17 protein-coding genes and 1 pseudogene are annotated in these 21,269 nt (G+C 44.4%); 17 read left to right on the top strand and 1 reads right to left on the bottom strand.

Annotation, left to right across the window (positions count from 1 at the left end):
- The first annotated feature begins 22 nt into the window (after positions 1–22).
- From SM123_RS09365 to trxA, 7 genes are all read left to right on the top strand, one after another.
- Positions 23–1,186: an MFS transporter gene (locus SM123_RS09365; RefSeq protein WP_320909482.1), complete on the top strand. Its 1,164-nt coding sequence runs from the start codon at positions 23–25 to the stop codon at positions 1,184–1,186.
- 105 nt (positions 1,187–1,291) lie between these two features.
- Entirely contained in the window at positions 1,292–2,455 is a 1,164-nt protein-coding gene (locus SM123_RS09360; protein ID WP_320909481.1) for an MFS transporter, read from the top strand.
- A complete protein-coding gene (locus SM123_RS09355) occupies positions 2,446–3,174 on the top strand; it encodes a pseudouridine synthase (RefSeq protein WP_320909480.1) in 729 nt (242 codons plus the stop codon). Before SM123_RS09360 ends, SM123_RS09355 begins: the two co-directional genes overlap by 10 nt.
- A gap of 372 nt (positions 3,175–3,546) precedes the next feature.
- Positions 3,547–6,234, top strand: coding sequence for a Cna B-type domain-containing protein (locus SM123_RS09350; RefSeq protein WP_320909479.1), 2,688 nt, complete (start codon positions 3,547–3,549; stop codon positions 6,232–6,234).
- Positions 6,235–6,643: 409 nt separating this feature from the next.
- Positions 6,644–6,913, top strand: a complete 270-nt coding sequence (rpsO, locus tag SM123_RS09345) for a 30S ribosomal protein S15 (RefSeq protein ID WP_003004251.1) — start codon at positions 6,644–6,646, stop codon at positions 6,911–6,913.
- A gap of 251 nt (positions 6,914–7,164) precedes the next feature.
- A complete protein-coding gene (locus SM123_RS09340) occupies positions 7,165–7,389 on the top strand; it encodes a DUF4649 family protein (RefSeq protein ID WP_021154401.1) in 225 nt (74 codons plus the stop codon).
- A 12-nt stretch (positions 7,390–7,401) separates the two neighbouring features.
- The gene (gene trxA, locus SM123_RS09335; RefSeq protein ID WP_003013593.1) at positions 7,402–7,716 is read left to right on the top strand and encodes a thioredoxin; all 315 of its coding nucleotides are present in this window, start codon (positions 7,402–7,404) and stop codon (positions 7,714–7,716) included.
- A 50-nt stretch (positions 7,717–7,766) separates the two neighbouring features.
- On the opposite strand, the gene pepF is transcribed toward trxA, so the two are convergent.
- Entirely contained in the window at positions 7,767–9,563 is a 1,797-nt protein-coding gene (pepF, locus tag SM123_RS09330) for an oligoendopeptidase F (RefSeq protein WP_320909478.1), read from the bottom strand.
- 154 nt (positions 9,564–9,717) lie between these two features.
- Between pepF and SM123_RS09325 the strand changes: the two genes are divergently transcribed.
- The 10 genes and pseudogenes from SM123_RS09325 to SM123_RS09280 all read left to right on the top strand — a co-directional run bounded on the left by SM123_RS09325 (position 9,718) and on the right by SM123_RS09280 (position 21,072).
- Positions 9,718–10,986, top strand: coding sequence for a DUF6287 domain-containing protein (locus SM123_RS09325; RefSeq protein WP_320909477.1), 1,269 nt, complete (start codon positions 9,718–9,720; stop codon positions 10,984–10,986).
- Positions 10,987–11,003: 17 nt separating this feature from the next.
- Positions 11,004–11,741, top strand: a complete 738-nt coding sequence (locus SM123_RS09320; protein WP_134974606.1) for a hypothetical protein — start codon at positions 11,004–11,006, stop codon at positions 11,739–11,741.
- Between the two features lie 695 nt (positions 11,742–12,436).
- Positions 12,437–14,659, top strand: coding sequence for a polyribonucleotide nucleotidyltransferase (gene pnp, locus SM123_RS09315; protein ID WP_320909476.1), 2,223 nt, complete (start codon positions 12,437–12,439; stop codon positions 14,657–14,659).
- A gap of 24 nt (positions 14,660–14,683) precedes the next feature.
- On the top strand, positions 14,684–15,301 hold the full coding sequence (gene cysE, locus SM123_RS09310) for a serine O-acetyltransferase (RefSeq protein ID WP_003018264.1): 618 nt from the start codon (positions 14,684–14,686) through the stop codon (positions 15,299–15,301).
- A 29-nt stretch (positions 15,302–15,330) separates the two neighbouring features.
- A pseudogene (locus SM123_RS09305) lies at positions 15,331–15,471 on the top strand (GNAT family N-acetyltransferase); the annotation flags it as partial.
- A 20-nt stretch (positions 15,472–15,491) separates the two neighbouring features.
- On the top strand, positions 15,492–16,835 hold the full coding sequence (gene cysS / locus SM123_RS09300) for a cysteine--tRNA ligase (RefSeq protein WP_320909475.1): 1,344 nt from the start codon (positions 15,492–15,494) through the stop codon (positions 16,833–16,835).
- Positions 16,828–17,226 (top strand): Mini-ribonuclease 3, encoded by a 399-nt coding sequence (locus SM123_RS09295; protein WP_003010060.1) that lies wholly within the window; start codon positions 16,828–16,830, stop codon positions 17,224–17,226. The genes cysS and SM123_RS09295 overlap by 8 nt, the downstream gene beginning before the upstream one ends.
- On the top strand, positions 17,223–18,083 hold the full coding sequence (locus SM123_RS09290) for a helix-turn-helix domain-containing protein (protein ID WP_320909474.1): 861 nt from the start codon (positions 17,223–17,225) through the stop codon (positions 18,081–18,083). Before SM123_RS09295 ends, SM123_RS09290 begins: the two co-directional genes overlap by 4 nt.
- Before the next feature lie 124 nt (positions 18,084–18,207).
- Positions 18,208–19,338: an ABC transporter ATP-binding protein gene (locus SM123_RS09285; RefSeq protein ID WP_021154414.1), complete on the top strand. Its 1,131-nt coding sequence runs from the start codon at positions 18,208–18,210 to the stop codon at positions 19,336–19,338.
- 66 nt (positions 19,339–19,404) lie between these two features.
- Complete coding sequence (locus SM123_RS09280; protein ID WP_320909473.1) at positions 19,405–21,072, top strand: alpha-glucosidase; 1,668 nt, start codon at positions 19,405–19,407, stop codon at positions 21,070–21,072.
- Positions 21,073–21,269 lie beyond the last annotated feature (197 nt).

Raw genomic sequence — 21,269 nt, 5'->3', positions numbered from 1 at the left:
GTAAAGTGTAGGAAATAAAAAAATGAAAAAAACAATGGAAAGAATCAGTCTCTTGAGCTTGTCGCTCATGCTGATCTCATCTTTTTCAATTACAGCCGGTTTGCCAGCTATGAAGGCCTATTTTAGCCAATTTGGATATTCAGCAGGCCAGGTGGAACTCTTGGTTTCCCTGCCGGCCTTTGCGGTTGTGGCCATGCTCTTTTTAAATAGCCTGATCGAGCGGTGGATGAGTGAGCGCCAGATGATTGTCGCAGGACTTTTGCTCTTTTCAACTAGTGGCCTCTTGCCTTTGGTTGTGCAGGACTATCCTCTCATCTTTCTGAGTCGTTTGGTTTTTGGTTTGGGGACAGGAATGATCAATGCCAAGGCTATTTCGATTATCAGTGAGCGCTACTCGGGCAATGACAAGACTCGGATGCTGGGCTATCGGGGATCTGCTGAAGTGGTGGGCTCTGCCATCTTGACCTTTATGGTGGGACAACTCTTACCCCTAGGCTGGCCAGCGATCTTTGCCGTATATGGTGGTGGTTACTTGATTTTACTCCTCTATATCCTTTTTGTCCCTTATCCTAAGGAGAAAAAACAGGCTAGCTTGAAGGTGAAAAAGTCAGGATCCGTCCGCCTTCGCTCTCCTCAATGGCGTTTTAGTCTAATGCTAGCCGTGATTGCTGGTATCATCATTTGTTTCAATTCCATCATTAGCCTGCGCGTGCCGGATATCATTGTTGACGCTCGTATGGGAACGGCGACAACAGCTGGAACCGTCTTGAGTCTGATGCAATTAACAGGGATTGTAGCAGGGGTAGGCTTTGCCAGTTTGACACATGTTTTCAAAAAGAACTTGCTCATGATCATGTGCATTGGTTTCGGTCTAGCTCTGGCTTTGATTGGCTTGTCCGGACAGCTGTGGAGCTTGGTTCTAGGAACCCTCTTAGCCGGATTTACTTACAGTACGGGAGTCACCAGTATCTTCTATCACCTATCTGAAAAAATCCCGACCAATCTCCTGAACCTTGCGACCTCGCTGGTCTTGATCGGCTGCAATCTCGGATCAGCCCTCTCTTCTTTCTTCATCCAGTTGGTGACGCCACTAGCTCCCTCTAATAACCTGCTCTTTGTCTGGATTGGTGCTTTGATGGTCCTAACGGGAGTTTTTGCCTCACAATTGTTAGCACGAACGAAATGATGGAGAAATCATTTCGTTTTTTTAATTCAATCTATTGCGTCCTGTCACTAGCTCGTGTTATTATAGGAGGAGTGTGAAAAAAAGATTAGTTTAAAGGATAGAATAATGAAAAAAATCATGGAGAAAGTGAGTATTCTCGCTCTTTCATTTATTTTGACGACCTCGTTTTCGATTTCGAGTGCGCAGTCGGCCATGTTTGCCTATTACAAGGGAATTCCTCACAGCATGATTGAGCTCTTGGTCTCGCTTCCTTCTGCCGGGATCATGGTTTCACTCATCTTCAATAAATGGATTGGACGCCTATTTTCAGAGCGTCAGATGATTGTGACAGGCTTAGTTGCTTATGCTCTATGCGGCTTTATTCCCTTAATCAGTCCCGCTTATCCTGTTGTCTTTTTGTCTCGGATTATTTTCGGGATGGCGGTTGGCTTGCTCAATGTTTCTGCCATTGCCATTATCAGTGAGCGCTATAAAGGAAAAGAACGTGTCCAAACACTTGGCATTCGGGGTTCTGCAGAGGTTGTTGGGACAGCTGTTTTGACCTTTGGAGTGAGTCTCTTGATTCGCTTTGGCTGGCAGGCTGCCTTTCTCGTCTACGGTATCAGTATTCCAATCTTACTTTTGTATCTCTTATTTGTGCCATATAGTTCGAAAACAGTTGGTGTAGAGGAGAAACATCGGAATGATCAGATGACAGCTGGTCAATGGCGGACGGCACTAGGCTTAGCTGTTGTTGCGGCGTCGATCGTCTTATCTAATGTCATGATCACCGTTCGGATTCCAAGTGTGGTGGAGCAAGTTGGGCATGGCACTGCCCAAACTGCAGGGCTTATTTTAGCAGCTATGCAATTTGTCGGGATCCTTGCAGGATTAGCCTTCTCACCCTTGACCCAGCTCTTCCGCGATCGCTTGTTGCTCGTTTCGGGAGTGGCCTATGGCTTGACCCAAATGTTGATCGGGCTTTCTGCCAATCTCTGGATGCTTGCCATTGTGACCGTCCTTGCAGGCTTTGCCTATAGTGTAGCTCTCACAACTGTTTTTAATGTCATATCTGATCAGATGCCTGCTGGAGTACTAAGTCAGGCAACTTCCATTGCGATTTTGGGGTGTAGTGCAGGTTCGATCGCGACGACCTTTGTTCTCAGCCTCTTAGGAACTGTTTCCTCAACTCCTGCCTTTATTTTTGGATTTTCTGGTATCCTCATGATCCTGGTTTCCTTTTTTGGCCTTTGGATTGTGCGAAAGGGTGGGAAGACATCATGCGCTTAGACAAATTTTTAGTAGATTGTGGTGTGGGGAGTAGGACCGAGGTCAAGCAACTCCTCAAGCAAAAGAAAATTGCAGTAAATGGAAAAAAAGAGACAGCAGGGAAACTTCAGATTGATCCAGCCAAGGATCAGGTGACCTTTATGGGGGAAAATCTGGTCCATGAAACCTTTGTGTATTATCTGCTTAATAAACCAGCTGGAGTCATCTCAGCGACTGAAGATGATCACCACCAAACTGTGCTAGATCTATTGGATGAGACAGCCCGTCACAAGGAAGTCTTTCCTGTCGGGCGCCTAGATATCGATACCCATGGCTTGCTCCTTTTGACCAATAATGGCAAGCTTGCTCATGCCATGCTTTCGCCGAAGAAGCATGTGTCGAAGATCTACTGTGCCCAGGTGGCTGGGATCATGGATGAGGTAGATGTAGCCCGTTTTGAAGCAGGCATTGCCCTCAAAGACTTCACGACTTTGCCTGCGAGATTACAGATCTTAGAGGTGAATGAGGCAAATGCCAGCTCCTACGTCGAAATCGAAATCGCTGAAGGAAAATTTCATCAGGTCAAGCGCATGGTCGCTGCCTGTGGCAAGGAAGTGGTGGATTTAGAGCGGATCTCAATGGGTCCTCTAACGCTAGATCCGACTCTTCAATTGGGAGAATGGCGGAGACTCCATCCTTCTGAACTCAAGTCCCTAGAGGTCTTCGGAGTTCCCTTATAAGAAAAAAACCAAGAGGCTGGGACAAAAGTCCTAGCCTCTCAATTGTCTTTTGATTGTCGAGCAAGACGCAGTGGTTGAGTGGGCTCTACTACGCTGATTTCATCAGCTTTTATAGCCCTACTCAACTGTGCGGAGGTGGGACGACGAAATCGAATTCTAACGAATTACCGATTTCTGTCCCACTCTCTATTTTTCTTTGTATCAAAAAAATGTACTTAAAATACAAAAAAGCATATATAATAGCTTGTCTTCTCAAAGTAAATCGATTATAATGAAAAAAGATAGGTTGTGTAAAAAATCACAATATGTAGTGATAATTTTTCGACTCACATACCTTATCTAGTAAACGTAGAAAAAGGAGAAAAATCGTTTATGAAAAAGTGGCTCTATTCTGTTGTGACAACAGTTGCCCTATTTTTACTAGCGGCTTTAGGATTTGCCAAACCCAATAGTCCAGCTAAAGTCCATGCAGATACGATCAATGATGTTGTGACATCTGTAAACATCTCGAAATCAACTGGTGGAGCGATTACAGATCCACTCGGTGTTTGGGAGAGTTTTCAAGTTGAAGCAAACTTTGTGTTGCCGAATGGACGTGTAAAAAAGGGAGATCAGACCGTTATCCAACTTGGAGATGGCTTTAAGGTCTTTGAAACGGACACCATTGACCTGCTGGATCCAAGTGGTCAAAAAGTTGCGACAGCAACGGTAGATGATCAAAGAAAAAAGATTACAGTGACCTATACGGACTATCCTGAAAGAATGGCCAATGTGACAGGGAAACTGCGTTTCTTTGCGCGTGTAGACCACCAAGTTGTCAAAGGACAAAAGACACTTGAATTCAAACTTAAAATCGGTAAAGATGTGATTCCAGGTGGGAATATCGATTACAAAGGGGTCAATCCAGGTGAGAATCCTCCTACTCCAGAAGTCTTTAGCAAGTGGGGTTGGACCAATTCAGATGATAAATTAAAATTGACCTATACCTTGAATATCAATCAAGGCCACACAGCCCTTCATAATATTGATATCAAAGACCACTTGGCCTTTACAGATGGGAAGATCAAGGCAGATTCTGTTAACATCCATACAGGAACTTGGCAGGTTAGTGATGAAGATGGGGCTTATCATTTACGAGACACCACAAATGTCACGAAAAATTATTCCCCTGTTGTCAGTGCTGATGGTCAATCTCTAACGGTTCATATTGGAGATCTAGCTCCAGAACAAGGAATGACGATTCGCTATGATGTCTATTTGGACAAGGTCCCAGCCATCAATACATCCTTTAAAAACAATGCTAGCATGACAGCTACAGAAATCAAGGAGCAAAATAAGGTAGCAGACATTCTGTATCAGTTCTTTGATGGACACTTCAATGGTGAGAAGTACTCATTCACCATTCATAAAAAAGGTGAAAATGGCCAAGCGCTTGCAGGTGCCGTCTTTGCTGTGACGGCAGATGATACAGGAGAGCAAGTTGGAACCATCGAAACTAATGAGGATGGAATAGGCACTATTACGGGCTTGATCAAGCAGGCTTATACAGTTCAAGAGATCAAGGCTCCAACAGGCTATGTTCTCTCTAAAGAACCTATCAAGATCAGCAAGGACGATTTTGGAAATGACCTTGCGATTTCTCGTGATGTTGTGAACCAAAAAGAAAAAACAAGTGTCTCTGGCCAAAAGACATGGAATGATAATGATAACCAAGATGGCAAGCGTCCGTCAAAAATCACAGTCAATCTCCTAGCAAATGGTGTCAAAGTCGCTTCTAAAGAAGTGAAACCAGATGCTACAGGAACGTGGGCCTATCATTTTGATAATCTCGATGTGGTCGATGATGCTGGTAATGTCATTGCCTACACTATTTCAGAAGAACCTGTCGAAGGTTATGAAACAACTATTGAGGGAACCAATATTACCAACACTCGTACACCAGAAGTTGTTGAAATTCCAGTAACGAAGATTTGGAAAGACAATGATAATCAAGATGGTGTTCGTCCTGACAAGGTTACTGTTCGTCTCCTTGCAGATGGTACAGAAGTAGCTAGCCAAGAGCTAAGTGCAGCAACTGATTGGAAGACAGTCTTTACCAATCTTCCAAAATACAATCACGGCAAACAAATTGTCTACACAGTCACAGAAGACACAGTAGCCAATTACTCTGCTGCGATTGATGGAACAACCATTACCAATAGCTACAAGCCAGGTAAAACCAGCGCTACTGTTACAAAACGTTGGGAAGACAACAATGACCAAGATGGCAAACGTCCAAGCGCCATTAAGGTACAGCTCTATGCAGATGGCAAAGCTCAAGGAAAAGAAGTGGAACTTTCTGCTAAAAATAACTGGACCCATACCTTTAGCAATTTGCCTCTAAAAGCGAAAGGCAAAGAGATTCAGTACCTAGTGAAAGAAGTTGGAACAGTCAAAGGCTATACTAGTACGGTCGATGACAGTAACAAGGGAAATGTAGTGATTACCAATAGCCGCACACCAGAAATAACAGAAGTAGCGGTCAAGAAGATCTGGGATGATGCAGACAATAAAGATGGTCTTCGTCCTGAAAAAATCACAGTTCGTCTCCTTGCGGATGGTCAAGAAGTAGCTGTAAAAGAAATCACAGCTACTGATAATTGGCAGGCAAGCTTCACGGATCTACCTGTATACAAGGAAGGTAAGAAGATTGCCTACACGATTACAGAGGATCCAGTAGCAGGTTATACAAGCAACATTGATGGTTTCACGGTAACCAACCGTCATACGCCACCAACAACACCTCCTACCACACCACCAGGCACACCGCCAGCGACTCCGCCTACAACCCCACCAACGACACCGCCAACAACTCCACCGACGACACCACCAACAACACCACCAACAACGCCGCCAAGCACACCGGAAAAACCAGAAATTCCAACTACACCAAAAGAAGGAAAGAAAAAAATTCTTCCATCAACTGGTGAAGTTGTTGCTTACGGGTTGACCATACTCGGTGCACTCTTAGCAATTTTTGCTTTGGCTTTGCTCTTGCGTGGTAAACGGAAAGAGAAATAAGCTTCATACCGATAAAGAGGCTGGGACAAAAGTCCTAGCCTCTCAATTATTTTTGGATTGTCGAGCAAGACGCAGTGGTTGAGTGGGCTCTACTACGCTGATTTCATCAGCTTTTACAGCCCTACTCAACTGTGCGGAGGTGGGACGACGAAATCAAATTCTAACGAATTACCGATTTCTGTCCCACTCTCTTTTGAATAAGTTGTTTGAAGAATGATCCATCAAACCGTCCAAATTCCCAAGGTTTTTTTAGAAAAGAGAAAAGGTCCTCTTAAAGGAAACATAAGTGTTTGACAGAAAGATGAAATCTTGGTAGAATAAGAAGGTCGAATAGACAACTAACTCTTTCTTGGTAGCAGGATATGCCAAACCTGCCACTCGGATAGAGCATAAAGAAAAGGAGCTTATCATGGCAATCTCAAAAGAGAAAAAAAATGAAATCATTGCACAATACGCACGTCACGAAGGTGACACTGGTTCAGTAGAAGTACAAGTTGCTGTCCTTACTTGGGAAATCAACCACTTGAACGAACACATCAAACAACACAAAAAAGACCACGCTACTTACCGTGGTTTGATGAAGAAAATCGGTCGCCGTCGTAACTTGTTGGCTTACCTTCGTACAAACGACGTTAACCGTTACCGTGAGTTGATCAACTCTCTTGGACTTCGTCGTTAATCATGATGCTAAGGGCGCCAAAAATCCGTATGAAAATAGGGAAACGACACAGTGTTCGATGAACACAAGGAGTTTCATCTTTTTCACTAGGATTTTAGCCCGAGCTCAAAACAGCTCTCTGGATTCAGGGGGCTGTTTTCTTGTCTTTTCCTTATCGAACAAGATCCATCATTCTGAGGAAGTCGTTTTGTTTGACAGATGTAATATCTAGAGTTACAATTGATGCATCATAAGAAATAGAGGTTATCGATATGATTGAAATTACATATCTAGACGGTGCAAAACAAGAAAGAGTCATGCATTTTGATTCCTACGAAGAGTTTGAACGCTCCCAACAAGCCTGCTTGATTGGGGTAGCAGATTTTTATCCTGTTGTGAAACTGACCTATAATGGGTATGAATTGGATTACCAAGGGACTTACGGAGATGTCTTCTTCTATTTGATGAAGCAAGATTTGACGCAGTACCAAAACTAAAGGAGAAAGAAAATGGCAAAAGCAATTACAGACGCAACATTTGAAGCAGAAACCAAAGAAGGCTTGGTCTTGGTAGACTTTTGGGCAACCTGGTGTGGTCCATGTCGCATGCAAGCTCCTATTTTAGAAAAATTATCGGAAGAACTTTCGGAAGATGAGTTAAAAATCCTAAAAATGGACGTGGATGAAAATCCAGAAACAGCGCGTGCTTTCGGCATTATGTCCATCCCAACCTTGCTCTTTAAAAAAGATGGGCAGGTTGTTAAACAAGTAGCAGGAGTGCATACCGCAGCACAAATTAAGGCCATTGTGGCTGAGTTGAGTTAAAAAGCAAAAAAGCTAAAGAAGAATGAACCTTCTTTAGCTTTTTTTGAATTTTATTCTCCCAATTCTGCACTGTAAGCAATAATTTGATCCACAGTGTCTGAAAGGAATTGGATGGTATCGCGAAGTGGTTTGTCAGTTGAGATATCTGCTCCGATGATCATGGCTGACTCAAGTGGGGTCTTGCTACCACCTGATTTAAGGAGGTCTAGCCAATCTTTAGCTCCGTTTTCGGAGCTCTTCAAATGCAGGTAACCCGCTGTTGAGATAACCAAGCCAGCTGAGTAGGTATAGCTGTAAAGCCCCATGTAGTAGTGGCTTTGACGCATCCAGGTCAAGGCTGCATCGTCATCGATTTCAACGGCGTCTCCCCAGAATTCTGTCAAGACTTCCTTCATGATGCTATTGAGCTTGCTAGCACCGAAGGTGCCACCTTCTTCAATCAAGGTGTAAACCTTGCGTTGGAAGGCTGCTTCCAACAAGTGGGTGATGAAGTTGTGGAAGTAGGTATCTGTCAAACGGTGAGCCAAGGCAAAGCGTTTTTGACGAGGATCGTCAAACTGGTGTTCCAAATAGTCGCTGAGGAGGAGCTCGTTAAAGGTAGAAGGAGCTTCCACATAGTAGGTCGACATGTGGGCGTTGAAGTAGCTTTGGTTGTTGTCTGAGAAGATGAATTGACCAGAGTGTCCGATTTCGTGGATCAGGGTGTAGACATCGCTCATCCGTCCTGTCCAGCTCATGAGGACATAAGGGTGGACACGGTATGGGTCAGCGGCATAACCACCGGAATCCTTGCCTTCATTGGCTGCAAAATCGACCCAGCGTTCGGTTTGGTAGCGGGCAATTTCGCGGGAGTATTCTTCTCCAAGAGGTGCCACAGATTTCATGACCAAGTCATAAGCATCATCAATGGTGACATCTGGGTTGAGCGCGCTGTCCAAATCCAACTTCCAATCAGCAAAGGTCATTTTTTCAAGGCCGTTGACCTTGGCCACGTGTTTGAGGAATTTTTGAGCGACTGGAGCAAAGTCCTTCATGATCAGGTCAATCTGACGATCAAACATGGCCCGATCCACTTCCTGCTCAGCCAAGAGGTAGTCAAAGACAGAGTCGTAGCCTCGCATATCTGCAATCAGTTTTTCAGACTTGACTTGAGCTAGATAGGTAGCAGCAGCCGTGTTTTGGTGCTTGCGGAGACCTTCTGAGAAGGAACGAAAGGCTTTTTCACGAACTTCTGCATTCTCATGGTTTTGGTAGAAGTTTTCATAGGTAACAAAGCTATTCTTGTAAACTTTTCCATCCACTTCAAAATCAGCCATTTCAAAGTCGCCTGCCCGCATCTTGGTATAGATGTCTTGAGGTCCGTAGAAGACTTCACCCAGGTTGGTCAATGTTTTTTCCACATTAGCTCCCAAGTAGTGAGCTTTTTTAATTTTAGCCTGACGAATGGCAAAAGTGAGGTTAGGGAGTTGCCCCAGGCGTTCGAGGACTTCTTCATCCGCTTCTACTAAAGCATCATCAAAGAAGGAAAGTTCAACGCTTGCCCAAGTTTCGAAATCCATCCCCGCTTGAGCAATCTCTGCGAAAGCTTCATCACCAAAGTCAGTGGTTTGTGGCATAAAACTGTAGTTGCCAATGTGGCTGAGTTGGATCTGAATTTGTTCAAAGACCGCAAAGGCAGCTTCAAAGTCTTCAAAGGTGTGGAGGTTGCCCTTGTAGTTACGGACAAATTCATTGATTTCTTCACGTGTTTTTTCAATGGCACGCAAGAAGTCTTCCTGGTCTTGGTAAAGGGCTGTGAGGTCCCAGAGTTCGTTCTCAGGAAATTCAGAACGTTTTTTTAATTCCATAATGTTCTCCTTTTGATCGGTATTCTTCCTTAAGTATAGCAGAAAATAGGACAGAAACATAGAGGGAGAGGGGAAAATGCTTGTTTGAAAATCTTGAAAGAGCTGGAAAAATTGACCATTTTTGATATACTAGGATAGAAATGAGGAGGTTTTTATGAAAAAGGTTATGATTTCACTACTGGCGGGTGCGTCCGTTCTAGCTCTGGTGGCTTGTACGCCCAAACGCTATGAACGCCAAAGTAAACCAAAGACAGCAACGTCATCAGCTGTCAAAAAAGAAAAGAAGGATACAGGTCAGAAGTATTATCAAGAGGTATTAGATCGCTACAAAGCTTATGCAGCCGCAATTAATGTCAAAGATCAAACAGCTTTACAAAATGAACTGAAGAAGATCGAAGCAACTTCAGAAGAATATGCGTATGTCTTTAATCTTCAAACACTTGGGAGTACCAATGAGTGGCAATATGCTTTTGAAGACCTTAATCGTGATGGTAATGATGAACTGCTGATTGGGGATGGCAAAACGATTGCTGCGGTGTATTATTTGAAAAATAACCAGCCAACCTTGCTCCATGTAGCCTATGTAGCTTCTGCAGGTGGCTATCGCTCCAGCTTAGATGTTTTTGACAATGGGCAAATCGTTTATGCCACTTGGCAATCCCTTAATCCAGAAATGGAATTGACCCTTTATTCGCTAAGAAAAGGCGAAGCCAAGGAAGAAAAGAAAGCAACCATTCAAATTGGTGGGAAGAAAACAGCAGAACAAGCTCTTGGGATTTCAGCTAAGAAGTTGGACCTCACTAAGCTGGACTGGAAAACTTTTGAAGGTTCAGGGGATTCCAAATCAACAGCGAAAGCAGAAGAGAAAAAATCGGAAAGCTTCCAAGTACAAGTCAGTGTGTCGGATCTCCGTATTCGAAAAGAGCCCTCAACCTCAGCTCCCTCTGCAGGGATGATCGCAAAAGGAACTCACACCATTACGGAAACAGTAGAGGCGGATGGTCATACTTGGGGCAAGCTTGAATCTGGACAAGGCTGGATCGCCCTTGAATTCACAACGCGGGTGGATGGAAATGCCGAATCAACTCCTGCCCCTGCCAAAACAAGCACTGAGATGAATCTAGATGAAATAAAAGCTGGAAATTTCTCAAGTGTAGCGGGAGTTTGGAAAAATAAGTACGGTACGAGTATTGAGTTTGATGCGCAAGGAATTGTAAAGGTCAATGGTAGTGCTGTCAATGGTGTTCAATTTTCTGGTTTTTACTTCAAGGAAGGCAATTTACACGGAGTTAGTCGGATGCCTGGGGCAACGAATGACACGCCTATTCTTTTCATTCCTTCAAGAGACGGTGGCAGTGAATCCATTTACTGGAGTAAGAGTGATGCTACGAATGGGAACGATTTGTACTACCGTGTGAACTAAAAAATAAGGAGACAAACATGAAAAAAATTGGAACATATTTACTAGCTGCAGCCCTCTTGCTCTCCCTAGCAGCTTGCGCTCCAAAACGCTATGAGCGTAAGCACAGTCCGGTAGGAGCTTCATCGGTCAAAAAATCATCTGACAAAGCCCAAGAAAAAGAGCAAACAGAAGAAGCTAAGTCAGATGAACATGATAAAGAAGCCATTGGAACCTTGTCAAAAGCAGACCAAGCGGATATCTACTCGATTATTGAAAACAGTGCGTCTTTGACTTATTCACTTCAGGTGCAACCGACTCGTTTGCTGGAGTTGAACAATGATCACGGTGCGGTTGATGGTTACCCGCAAGACATGTTCATTGATTACTACAATACCTACACGCCGGGAACCTATAATCTGCAAGATATCATTGATAAATTGAATGCTGAAGAGACATCGGACTCTATCCGTAGTCTGTCACAAGACAAGCTCATCCAACTGACAAACGAAAAGAAGGACGGCTGGCTCTATTCGACAAAAGACAAGGCCTTCTACGAAATTGTACCTGGTGGTCGTGGAGGAGCGATGCCACCGATGCAAATCCCTTCACCGGATGAATGGGTGGTCAATGAAGATTCAGTTGAAGTGACAACGACTATCCAAGGAACTTCTGATCCATACAGACGTTTTGTCTTGAAACGCAACAACAAGAATTACAAGGGTGGAACCCATAAAACACGCTTTTATGTCGACAGTACAGAATTCGTGAAATCTTAAAAATAAATAGAAGCTATACCTGGATCTAAAATTTTTATATAGGTCTCTTGGAAGATTCGCAGAAAAAGGCCCGTAAAGCCTTTTTCTTTTGGGCTTGAATATGTTAAAATAAAAGGTATACGTGCTTGGATACAAAGATGAGGATATAACATATAGATGGGCTGCGTCAATCAATGCTATCATGCGTAATTGAACCCGCCTACAACTCTGTGGAAAAAGATAAATCTACCTAGGAGCGTTCGCTCCGTCGTTCGATTTCCTATTTTCCTTTGAGTTGCTTAACGGCTTGGTATCTTGAGAATTGAACCCGGCCGAAAAGCTGTGTAAAAAAGATAAACTGTCTTGTCTTCATCGAAGACTTCGTCAGTTTCCTATTTTTACTTTGCTTTTGACGGCCTTAGTATCTTGATAGTTGAACACGGGCTAAATCCCTAGTGAAAAAGATAGATTTCCTGGTGTGCGTGGCACACTGCGTCAATCTCCTATTTTCATACGGGATTCTTCACGCCCTTTGTATCCTGATGAACTGAATTTTGGCCTCATTTCTTAGGAAAAAAGATAAGTTTCCTAGCACTCATCGAGTGCGGCGTCACCTTCCTATTTTTCTACAGAAATGTTCGGCAAGCCGAACCGTCCAAAATATCTTGATCTTTGTAGGCAAGTCGTATAATTTTATCAATCCAAAGGGGATTAAAATGACAAAACAAGTGTTTCAAACGACTTTTGCGGGTCGTGAGTTAATCGTAGAGACTGGTCAGGTTGCGAAGCAAGCAAATGGCTCTGTTGTCGTGCGTTACGGTGAGTCAACTGTCTTGACGGCAGCTGTCATGTCTAAGAAGATGGCAACTGGGGATTTCTTCCCACTTCAAGTTAACTACGAAGAAAAAATGTATGCGGCTGGGAAATTTCCTGGTGGCTTTATGAAACGTGAAGGACGTCCTTCAACAGATGCGACTTTGACAGCGCGTTTGATCGACCGTCCGATCCGTCCTATGTTTGCGGAAGGTTTCCGTAACGAAGTGCAAGTCATCAACACAGTCCTTTCTTACGATGAAAATGCCTCTGCCCCAATGGCAGCTATGTTTGGTTCATCATTGGCCTTGTCTATCTCAGACATTCCATTTGACGGACCAATCGCTGGGGTACAAGTGGGCTATGTGGACGGGGAAATCATCATCAACCCAACGCAAGAACAAGCTGAGCGCTCTCTTCTTGAATTGACAGTAGCTGGTACCAAACACGCTATCAACATCGTAGAGTCTGGTGCCAAAGAATTGTCAGAAGAAATCATGTTGGAAGCTCTTCTGAAAGGACACGAAGCTGTCAAAGAATTGATTGCCTTCCAAGAAGAAATCGTTGCGGCAGTTGGGAAAGAAAAAGCAGAAGTGGAATTGCTTCATGTAGATGCTGACTTGCAAGCTGAAATCATCGCAGCCTACAACAGTGACCTTCAAAAAGCGGTTCAAGTAGAAGAAAAATTGGCGCGTGAAGCTGCGACTCAAGCAGTCAAAGACCAAGTGACGGCTGTTTACGAAGAAAAATATGCCGACCACGAAGAGTTCGATCGCATCATGCGCGATGTGGCTGAAATCTTGGAACAAATGGAACACGCAGAAGTGCGCCGTTTGATCACAGAAGACAAGGTTCGTCCTGACGGCCGTAAGGTCGATGAAATCCGTCCTTTGGATGCACAAGTCGACTACCTTCCTCGCGTACACGGTTCAGGTCTCTTTACGCGTGGGCAAACGCAGGCTCTTTCTATCTTGACTTTGGCGCCAATGGGTGAAACGCAAATCATCGATGGTTTGGATCCAGAGTACAAGAAACGCTTCATGCACCACTACAACTTCCCACAATACTCTGTTGGTGAAACTGGACGTTACGGTGCACCAGGTCGTCGTGAAATTGGTCACGGTGCTCTTGGTGAGCGTGCTCTTGCTCAAGTATTGCCAAGCTTGGAAGAATTCCCATATGCCATCCGTTTGGTAGCAGAAGTATTGGAATCAAATGGTTCTTCATCTCAAGCTTCTATCTGTGCGGGAACACTTGCCCTTATGGCTGGTGGTGTGCCAATCAAGGCGCCAGTAGCTGGTATTGCCATGGGTCTGATCTCAGATGGAAACAACTACACAGTATTGACCGATATCCAAGGTTTGGAAGACCACTTTGGAGATATGGACTTCAAGGTTGCAGGTACACGTGATGGGATTACAGCCCTTCAAATGGATATCAAGATCCAAGGAATCACTGCAGAAATCTTGACTGAGGCTCTTGCTCAAGCCAAGAAAGCTCGTTTTGAAATCCTTGACGTGATTGAAGCAACCATTCCAGAAGTTCGTCCAGAATTGGCTCCAACTGCTCCGAAAATTGATACCATCAAGATTGATGTCGACAAGATTAAGATTGTCATCGGTAAGGGTGGAGAAACCATCGATAAGATCATCGCTGAAACAGGCGTTAAGATTGATATCGACGAAGAAGGTAACGTATCGATCTACTCGAGCGATCAAGATGCGATTAACCGTGCCAAAGAGATCATTGCTGGTTTGGTGCGTGAGGCCAAAGTGGATGAAGTCTACCATGCCAAAGTGGTTCGGATCGAGAAATTCGGAGCCTTTGTCAACCTCTTTGACAAGACAGATGCCCTCGTTCACATCTCTGAAATGGCTTGGACGCGCACCAACCGTGTCGAAGACTTGGTAGCGATCGGCGATGAAGTCGATGTGAAGATTATCAAGATTGACGAAAAAGGTCGTGTCGATGCTTCTATGAAGGCACTATTGCCACGTCCACCAAAAGCAGAAAACAGCGAGGAAAAAGGTGAAAAGGGTCCTCGTCACGGCGATCGTCCTCGTCACCACAACAAAGACCACAAACCTAAAAAAGACTTTACCATTACACAAAAAGATTCAGAATAATCATTAGAAAAGGAGGAGCACGGTATGGGATGGTGGCGTGAAACCATCAATATTGTAAAAGAAAATGACCCAGCAGCGCGTACCTCGCTGGAGGTCCTTTTGACCTATCCGGGCGTCAAAGCACTGGCAGCTCACCGTGTTTCCCACTTTTTGTGGAATCATGGCTTTAAGCTCTTGGCGCGGATGCACAGCCAATTCTGGCGTTTTTGGACCCAGATTGAGATCCATCCAGGTGCGACCATTGCTTCTGGTGTCTTTATCGACCATGGAGCGGGTCTCGTTATCGGGGAAACGGCCATTGTTGAAAAAGGCGTTATGCTCTACCATGGGGTGACCCTTGGGGGAACAGGAAAGGATGTCGGCAAACGCCATCCAACGGTACGTGAAGGAGCCTTGGTCTCCGCCCATGCCCAAGTCATCGGCCCGGTGGAAATCGGAGCCAAGGCCAAGGTCGGAGCAGGAGCTGTCGTGGTCTCAGATGTACCAAGTGATGTGACCGTTGTCGGTGTTCCTGCCAAGATTGTGCGGGTGCACGGTCGAAAAGACGAACCGGTTATTCACCAAGAAGAAGAAAAACGGGAATACTATATGAACAAGCTGGAGCATGCTAAGGAAGCCAGCCATCGGTCTTCGAGTCTGTAAGGAGATCCAATGAGTCATGTCACCAATCCCTCATCAAACAACTCATGGAGCAAAATGATAAGGAATTTCAGATTGCAGTGGAAGATGACAATGTTGGTGCCAAACGCTTGTATGAAAAGATTGGCTTTGTCACACAGACTCAGGTGGTTTACTTGAAGCCAAAAGAGTAGAAACAGAAAGGAAATGAAGCGTGTTAAAAATTTATGATACTATGTCTCGTGATTTGCGAGAATTTATCCCCATCGAGGAAGGAAAGGTCCGCATGTATGTTTGTGGGCCAACGGTTTACAACTATATCCACGTAGGGAATGCCCGCTCAACAGTGGCCTTTGACACGATTCGTCGCTACTTTGAGTATCGTGGCTACGAAGTTGCCTACATTTCCAACTTTACAGATGTGGATGATAAGATCATTAACCGTGCCAAAGAAGAAGGCATCACACCTCAGGAAGTGGCAGACAAGTACATTGCGGCCTTTCGTGAGGATGTGACAGCTCTTGGCGTGAAACCTGCAACCCGCCACCCTCGTGTGGTCGAGTTTATGGATGACATCATTCGTTTTGTCGCTGACTTGATCGAAAAAGGCTATGCCTACGAGAGCCAAGGCGATGTCTATTTCCGTGTGGAGAAATCCCACAACTATGCAAAATTAGCCAATAAAACCCTAGAAGACTTGGAGTTAGGTGCTTCTGGTCGGACAGATGAGGAAACAGCTCGCAAGGAAAATCCAGTCGACTTTGCCCTCTGGAAAGCTGCCAAACCAGGAGAGATTTCTTGGGATAGCCCTTGGGGACCTGGTCGTCCGGGTTGGCACATTGAGTGTTCGGTCATGTCAACGGGGATTTTAGGGGATACTATTGATATCCACGGTGGTGGAGCTGACCTTGAGTTTCCACACCATACTAATGAAATTGCCCAGTCTGAAGCTAAAACAGGCAAGACTTTTGCCAACTACTGGATGCACAATGGCTTTGTCAATATTGATAATGTCAAGATGTCCAAGTCTTTAGGCAACTTTATCACTGTGCATGATGCATTGAAGACTATCGACGGCCAAGTGCTTCGCTTCTTCTTTGCAACCCAGCACTACCGCAAGCCCATTAACTTCACAGAAAAAGCGGTGCGCGATGCGGAGACCAACCTTAAGTATTTGAAAAATACCTATGAGCAACCTTTCGCCGGAGAAGTGGATCCAGCAGACTTACAAAACTTTGTGGACAAGTTTATTGCGGCCATGGATGAGGATATCAATGCCGCGAACGGGATCACCGTTGTCTTTGAATTGGCTAAATGGATCAATTCAGGTCACTACAATCAAGACGTTAAGGATGCCTTGGCAAAGATGTTAGAAGTCTTTGGAGTGGTCTTTGTTGAAGAAGTTTTGGATGCGGATATTGAAGCCTTGATCGCTGAACGTCAGGAAGCGCGGGCTAAGAAAGATTTTGCGCGAGCAGATGCGATTCGCGATGAATTGGCTGCGCAAGGAATCAAGCTCTTGGATACAAAAGAAGGTGTAAGGTGGACACGTGATTGATGTCAATCTAATCAATGGGATCGCCCTTGCCTTTGAAGGGGATGCGGTCTATTCCATGTATATTCGCAGGCACCTAATTTTTCAAGGGATGACCAAGCCCAATAAGCTTCACCAGACTGCAACTCGCTACGTCTCTGCTAGAGCTCAGGCTAGCTTGATTGAAAGCATGCTGGAGCAAGAAATTCTGACAGAAAAAGAGTTGGAGATCTACAAGCGCGGTCGCAATACCAATAGCCATACCAAGGCCAAAAATGCGGATGTCGTGACTTATCGTATGTCGACAGGCTTTGAAGCCGTCATGGGCTATCTTCATATGACGGGTGAGCTTGCTCGTTTAGAAGAATTGATCAACTGGTGCATCCAGCAAGTAGAAGAAGGAAGAAAGCAGTGAAAAATATCAGAGAGTGGTTTCCTCATGCAGAGGTGACGGATCAAGCCCATCCACCAGCTGGTTATGTAGCGATACCCCTTCAGGCTCATCAATGGCTGCTACTGAAGGAAGAAGAGTTAACCGAGCGAGAAAAACAATTGATTTCCTGGTTGGGCGGTGAAGAAGAGGTTGCCCCCAATCCTTGGTACCAATACCTGATCGATGGAAAGGGAGAAGCCCCTCAGGTCATCAAAAAAATGCAGCTTGTCTATTGCCACCTCTCGCACTCAACAGCGGAAGGGATGGCTTCTTGGTTAGAGATGATGCAGACACTCTTGCCCAACTTCCGAGCAACCTTGCAACTGAGTGGACAGGACTACGTGCTCATTCTGGACCAAGACCAGTCTTTGCCTGTGGCCGATATCTTAAAAGATACCGTCTCTGCCATGGAGTATGACTTTACTATTCGTTTATCTATCCTGGTCGGGCAAGTATGGACCGAGTCAAAAGAAGGAAAAGTGTCTCCGGTTATCCGAACCGAACAGGCGGTTTTTCGAGCTTGGATCCGAGAAGGACACCAAGGCGTCTATCGCTTTTCTCAACTCTATCTGTGGGGGATCGAGCAGGCAGGTCTGGATCTTACCCCGATCAAAGAACGCTTGCATCAGTTGATTGAAAGTCAAGATCAATTGCAAGACATCATTGTCGCTCTTTGGGAAACTGGGGCAGTCGTAACTAAGGCGGCCCAGCAACTCTATCTCCATCGTAATTCGCTCCAATACAAGATTGATAAGTGGGAAGAGCTAACGGGTCTTCAGTTGAAAAATCTGACAGATCTGGCTCTTTGCTACCATTTAGTCTTGCAAGATGTAATTTAAACGGAATCAATCGAGAGTTTTGTGCAACTTGCACAAAACTCTTTTTCTTTTTTGTGAGACTTGCCATAGATTTGTAAAACGTTTTCATTTACAATAGAACTATAAAAATCAAAGGAGTACCATCATGGTAGAATTAAATCTTAAAAATATTTACAAAAAATATCCAAACAGCGAACACTACTCAGTTGAAGACTTCAACTTGGACATCAAAGACAAAGAATTTATCGTTTTCGTAGGTCCTTCAGGATGTGGTAAATCAACGACTCTTCGTATGATCGCTGGTCTTGAAGACATCACAGAAGGTGAATGTTCAATCGATGGCACTGTTGTAAACAACGTGGCACCTAAAGACCGTGATATCGCCATGGTATTCCAAAACTACGCTCTTTACCCACACATGACTGTGTACGATAACATGGCCTTTGGTTTGAAATTGCGTAAATACAGCAAGGAAGATATCGACAAACGTGTACAAGAAGCAGCTGAAATCCTTGGCTTGAAAGAATTCTTGGATCGTAAACCAGCTGACCTTTCTGGTGGTCAACGTCAACGTGTGGCCATGGGTCGTGCCATTGTCCGTGATGCAAAAGTGTTCTTGATGGACGAACCTTTGTCAAACTTGGATGCTAAACTTCGTGTATCCATGCGTGCTGAAATTGCGAAAATCCACCGTCGTATCGGAGCTACAACAATCTACGTAACCCACGACCAAACAGAAGCGATGACATTGGCTGACCGTATCGTTATTATGTCTGCTACTAAAAACCCAGCTGGTACAGGTACTATCGGACGTGTAGAACAAATCGGTACTCCGCAAGAAGTGTATAAGAACCCTGTGAATAAATTCGTAGCTGGATTCATCGGAAGCCCTGCCATGAACTTCATTAACGTGAAATTGGAAGGTGGACACATCGTTGCCAATGGATTGAACTTGAAAGTTCCAGAAGGTGCTTTGAAAGTCTTGAAAGAAAAAGGCTATGATGGTAAAGAATTGATCTTTGGTATCCGTCCAGAAGACGTGAATACAGAAGCTGCTTTCCTTGAAACATTCCCAGAATCAGTCGTGAAAGCAACCATCTCTGTATCTGAGTTGCTTGGTTCAGAATCTCACTTGTACTGCCAAGTTGGTGACAACGAATTCATCGCTAAAGTAGATGCGCGTGACTACCTTGGAACTGGTGAAACCATCGAACTTGGATTTGACTTGAACAAAGCTCACTTCTTCGACAAAGAAACTGAAAAAACAGTATACTAATAAGTGCTGACACTGTAGAGACTGAGACGATATGTCTCAGTCTCTTTCATTTTAAGGAGACAAAACATGGAAAAAGACTGGTGGAAGGGGAAGGTCGCTTATCAGATCTACCCAAAAAGCTTCAAAGACAGCAATGGAGATGGTGTTGGGGATTTAAAAGGAATCACGGAGAAACTCGATTACCTTCAAGACTTAGGGATTGATATTCTCTGGTTATCCCCTATTTACAAGAGTCCGTTTATTGACCAGGGTTACGATATTTCCGATTATTATGCCATTGATCCTATTTTTGGAACTATGGAAGATATGGAGGAGTTGATCGCTGAAGGCAAGAAGCGAGGCATTTCCATCATTATGGACTTGGTGGTCAACCACTGCTCCAGTCATCACGAATGGTTCCAAAAGGCTTTAGCGGATCCAGATGGCCCTTATGCGGATTACTTTTATTTCATCGAAAGTGACAAGGAACCCAACAACTGGGAAAGTTACTTTGGAGGCAGTGTTTGGGAACCGGTTCCTGGCACTAATAAATACTATCTCCATTCTTTCCACAAGGATCAGCCAGACCTCAATTGGCAAAATCCTGTCTTGCGCGAAGAGATATATAAGATGATCAATTGGTGGTTGGACAAGGGAATTGCAGGCTTCCGGATTGATGCCATTATCAATATCAAAAAGGATTTAGAATGGCGTTCGCTTCCGTCCGATCGCGAAAATGGCTTGGTTCCAGTACCGGAGTCTCTGGTCAATGCCCAACCGATTGAACCTTTCTTGCAAGAGTTAAAGGAGCGGACTTTTGCCAAGTACAACGCCTTCACAGTAGGGGAAGTTTTCAATGAAACTGACGAAGAGTTGCACTTCTTTATTGGAAAAGATGGTGTCTTCTCTTCCATCTTTGACTTCAAACAAACCATGCTGGGGCAAGAAGGAAAAGGCTGGTTCGACCATGCTCTTCCAACAGCGGATGAACTCAAGGAAAGTATTTTCCAAGCGCATGAGCGCGCGGATTGCATTGGGGTTCTATCGACCATCATTGAAAACCACGACGAACCTCGTGGAGTGTCCCATTATATTGCGGAAGGTCCAGTAAACGATACCAGTAAAAAGGCCTTAGGAACCATACAGATTTTGCGCAAGGGAATTCCTTTTATCTATCAAGGCCAAGAAATTGGGATGGAAAACCAAGTCTTTGAATCGGTGGAGGACTTTGATGATATCGCGACCATCAATGGCTACCATGTGGCGAAAGAAGCTGGTTTGACCGAGGAAGAAGCCTTGGCCGCGATTGCCAAATACAGCCGGGACAATGCGCGAACACCCATGCAATGGTCAGCAGAGCCAGGTCTGGGCTTTAGTGATGGACCAGCTTGGTTGATCAGTCCCAAACCAAATGTTGCCATCAATGTGAAAGATCAAGAAAAGGATCCAAATTCCATCTTGAATTACTATCGCCAGTTGACGGCCTTGTATCGCCATCCCCTTTATGGAAATACCATCCGATTCGGAGATATGATCCCAGCGTATCGGGACCGTGAAAACATCATCGCCTTTGAACGCCGTGGGGACAAGCGTCTCTTGGTTGTCAGCAATTTCCAAAATCGCCAGGCTAGCTTGGAGTTGCCAGCTCCGATTAAAACGGTCGTTTTAAATAATACAGCAGGATTATTCCAAGAAGGAGACCAAGTGCTCGAATTGACCCCTTACCAAACTGTTGTGTTGGAATTGGTGGAATAAGGAGAAACTTTGCATCAGTATTAGGATTTAATGTAGAATAGTATTTTCATTAAATATTCTGGAGAAATTAATAAAAGTTTTCTATACTTTAGAATCAATCAAGTATAAACTGAAACTTTCCGCTGTGAGAAAAGTGTTTGAAACATTATTGTTTCAAACACTCGGGAGTTTTGAGACCTTAGGCTCAAAACTAAGTC

The sequence above is a fragment of the Streptococcus sp. S5 genome (assembly GCF_034134805.1).
GTDB lineage: Bacteria > Bacillota > Bacilli > Lactobacillales > Streptococcaceae > Streptococcus > Streptococcus lingualis.
The sequence above is the reverse complement of the archived record's forward strand: the minus strand, read 5'-3'. Positions and strand labels throughout refer to the sequence as shown.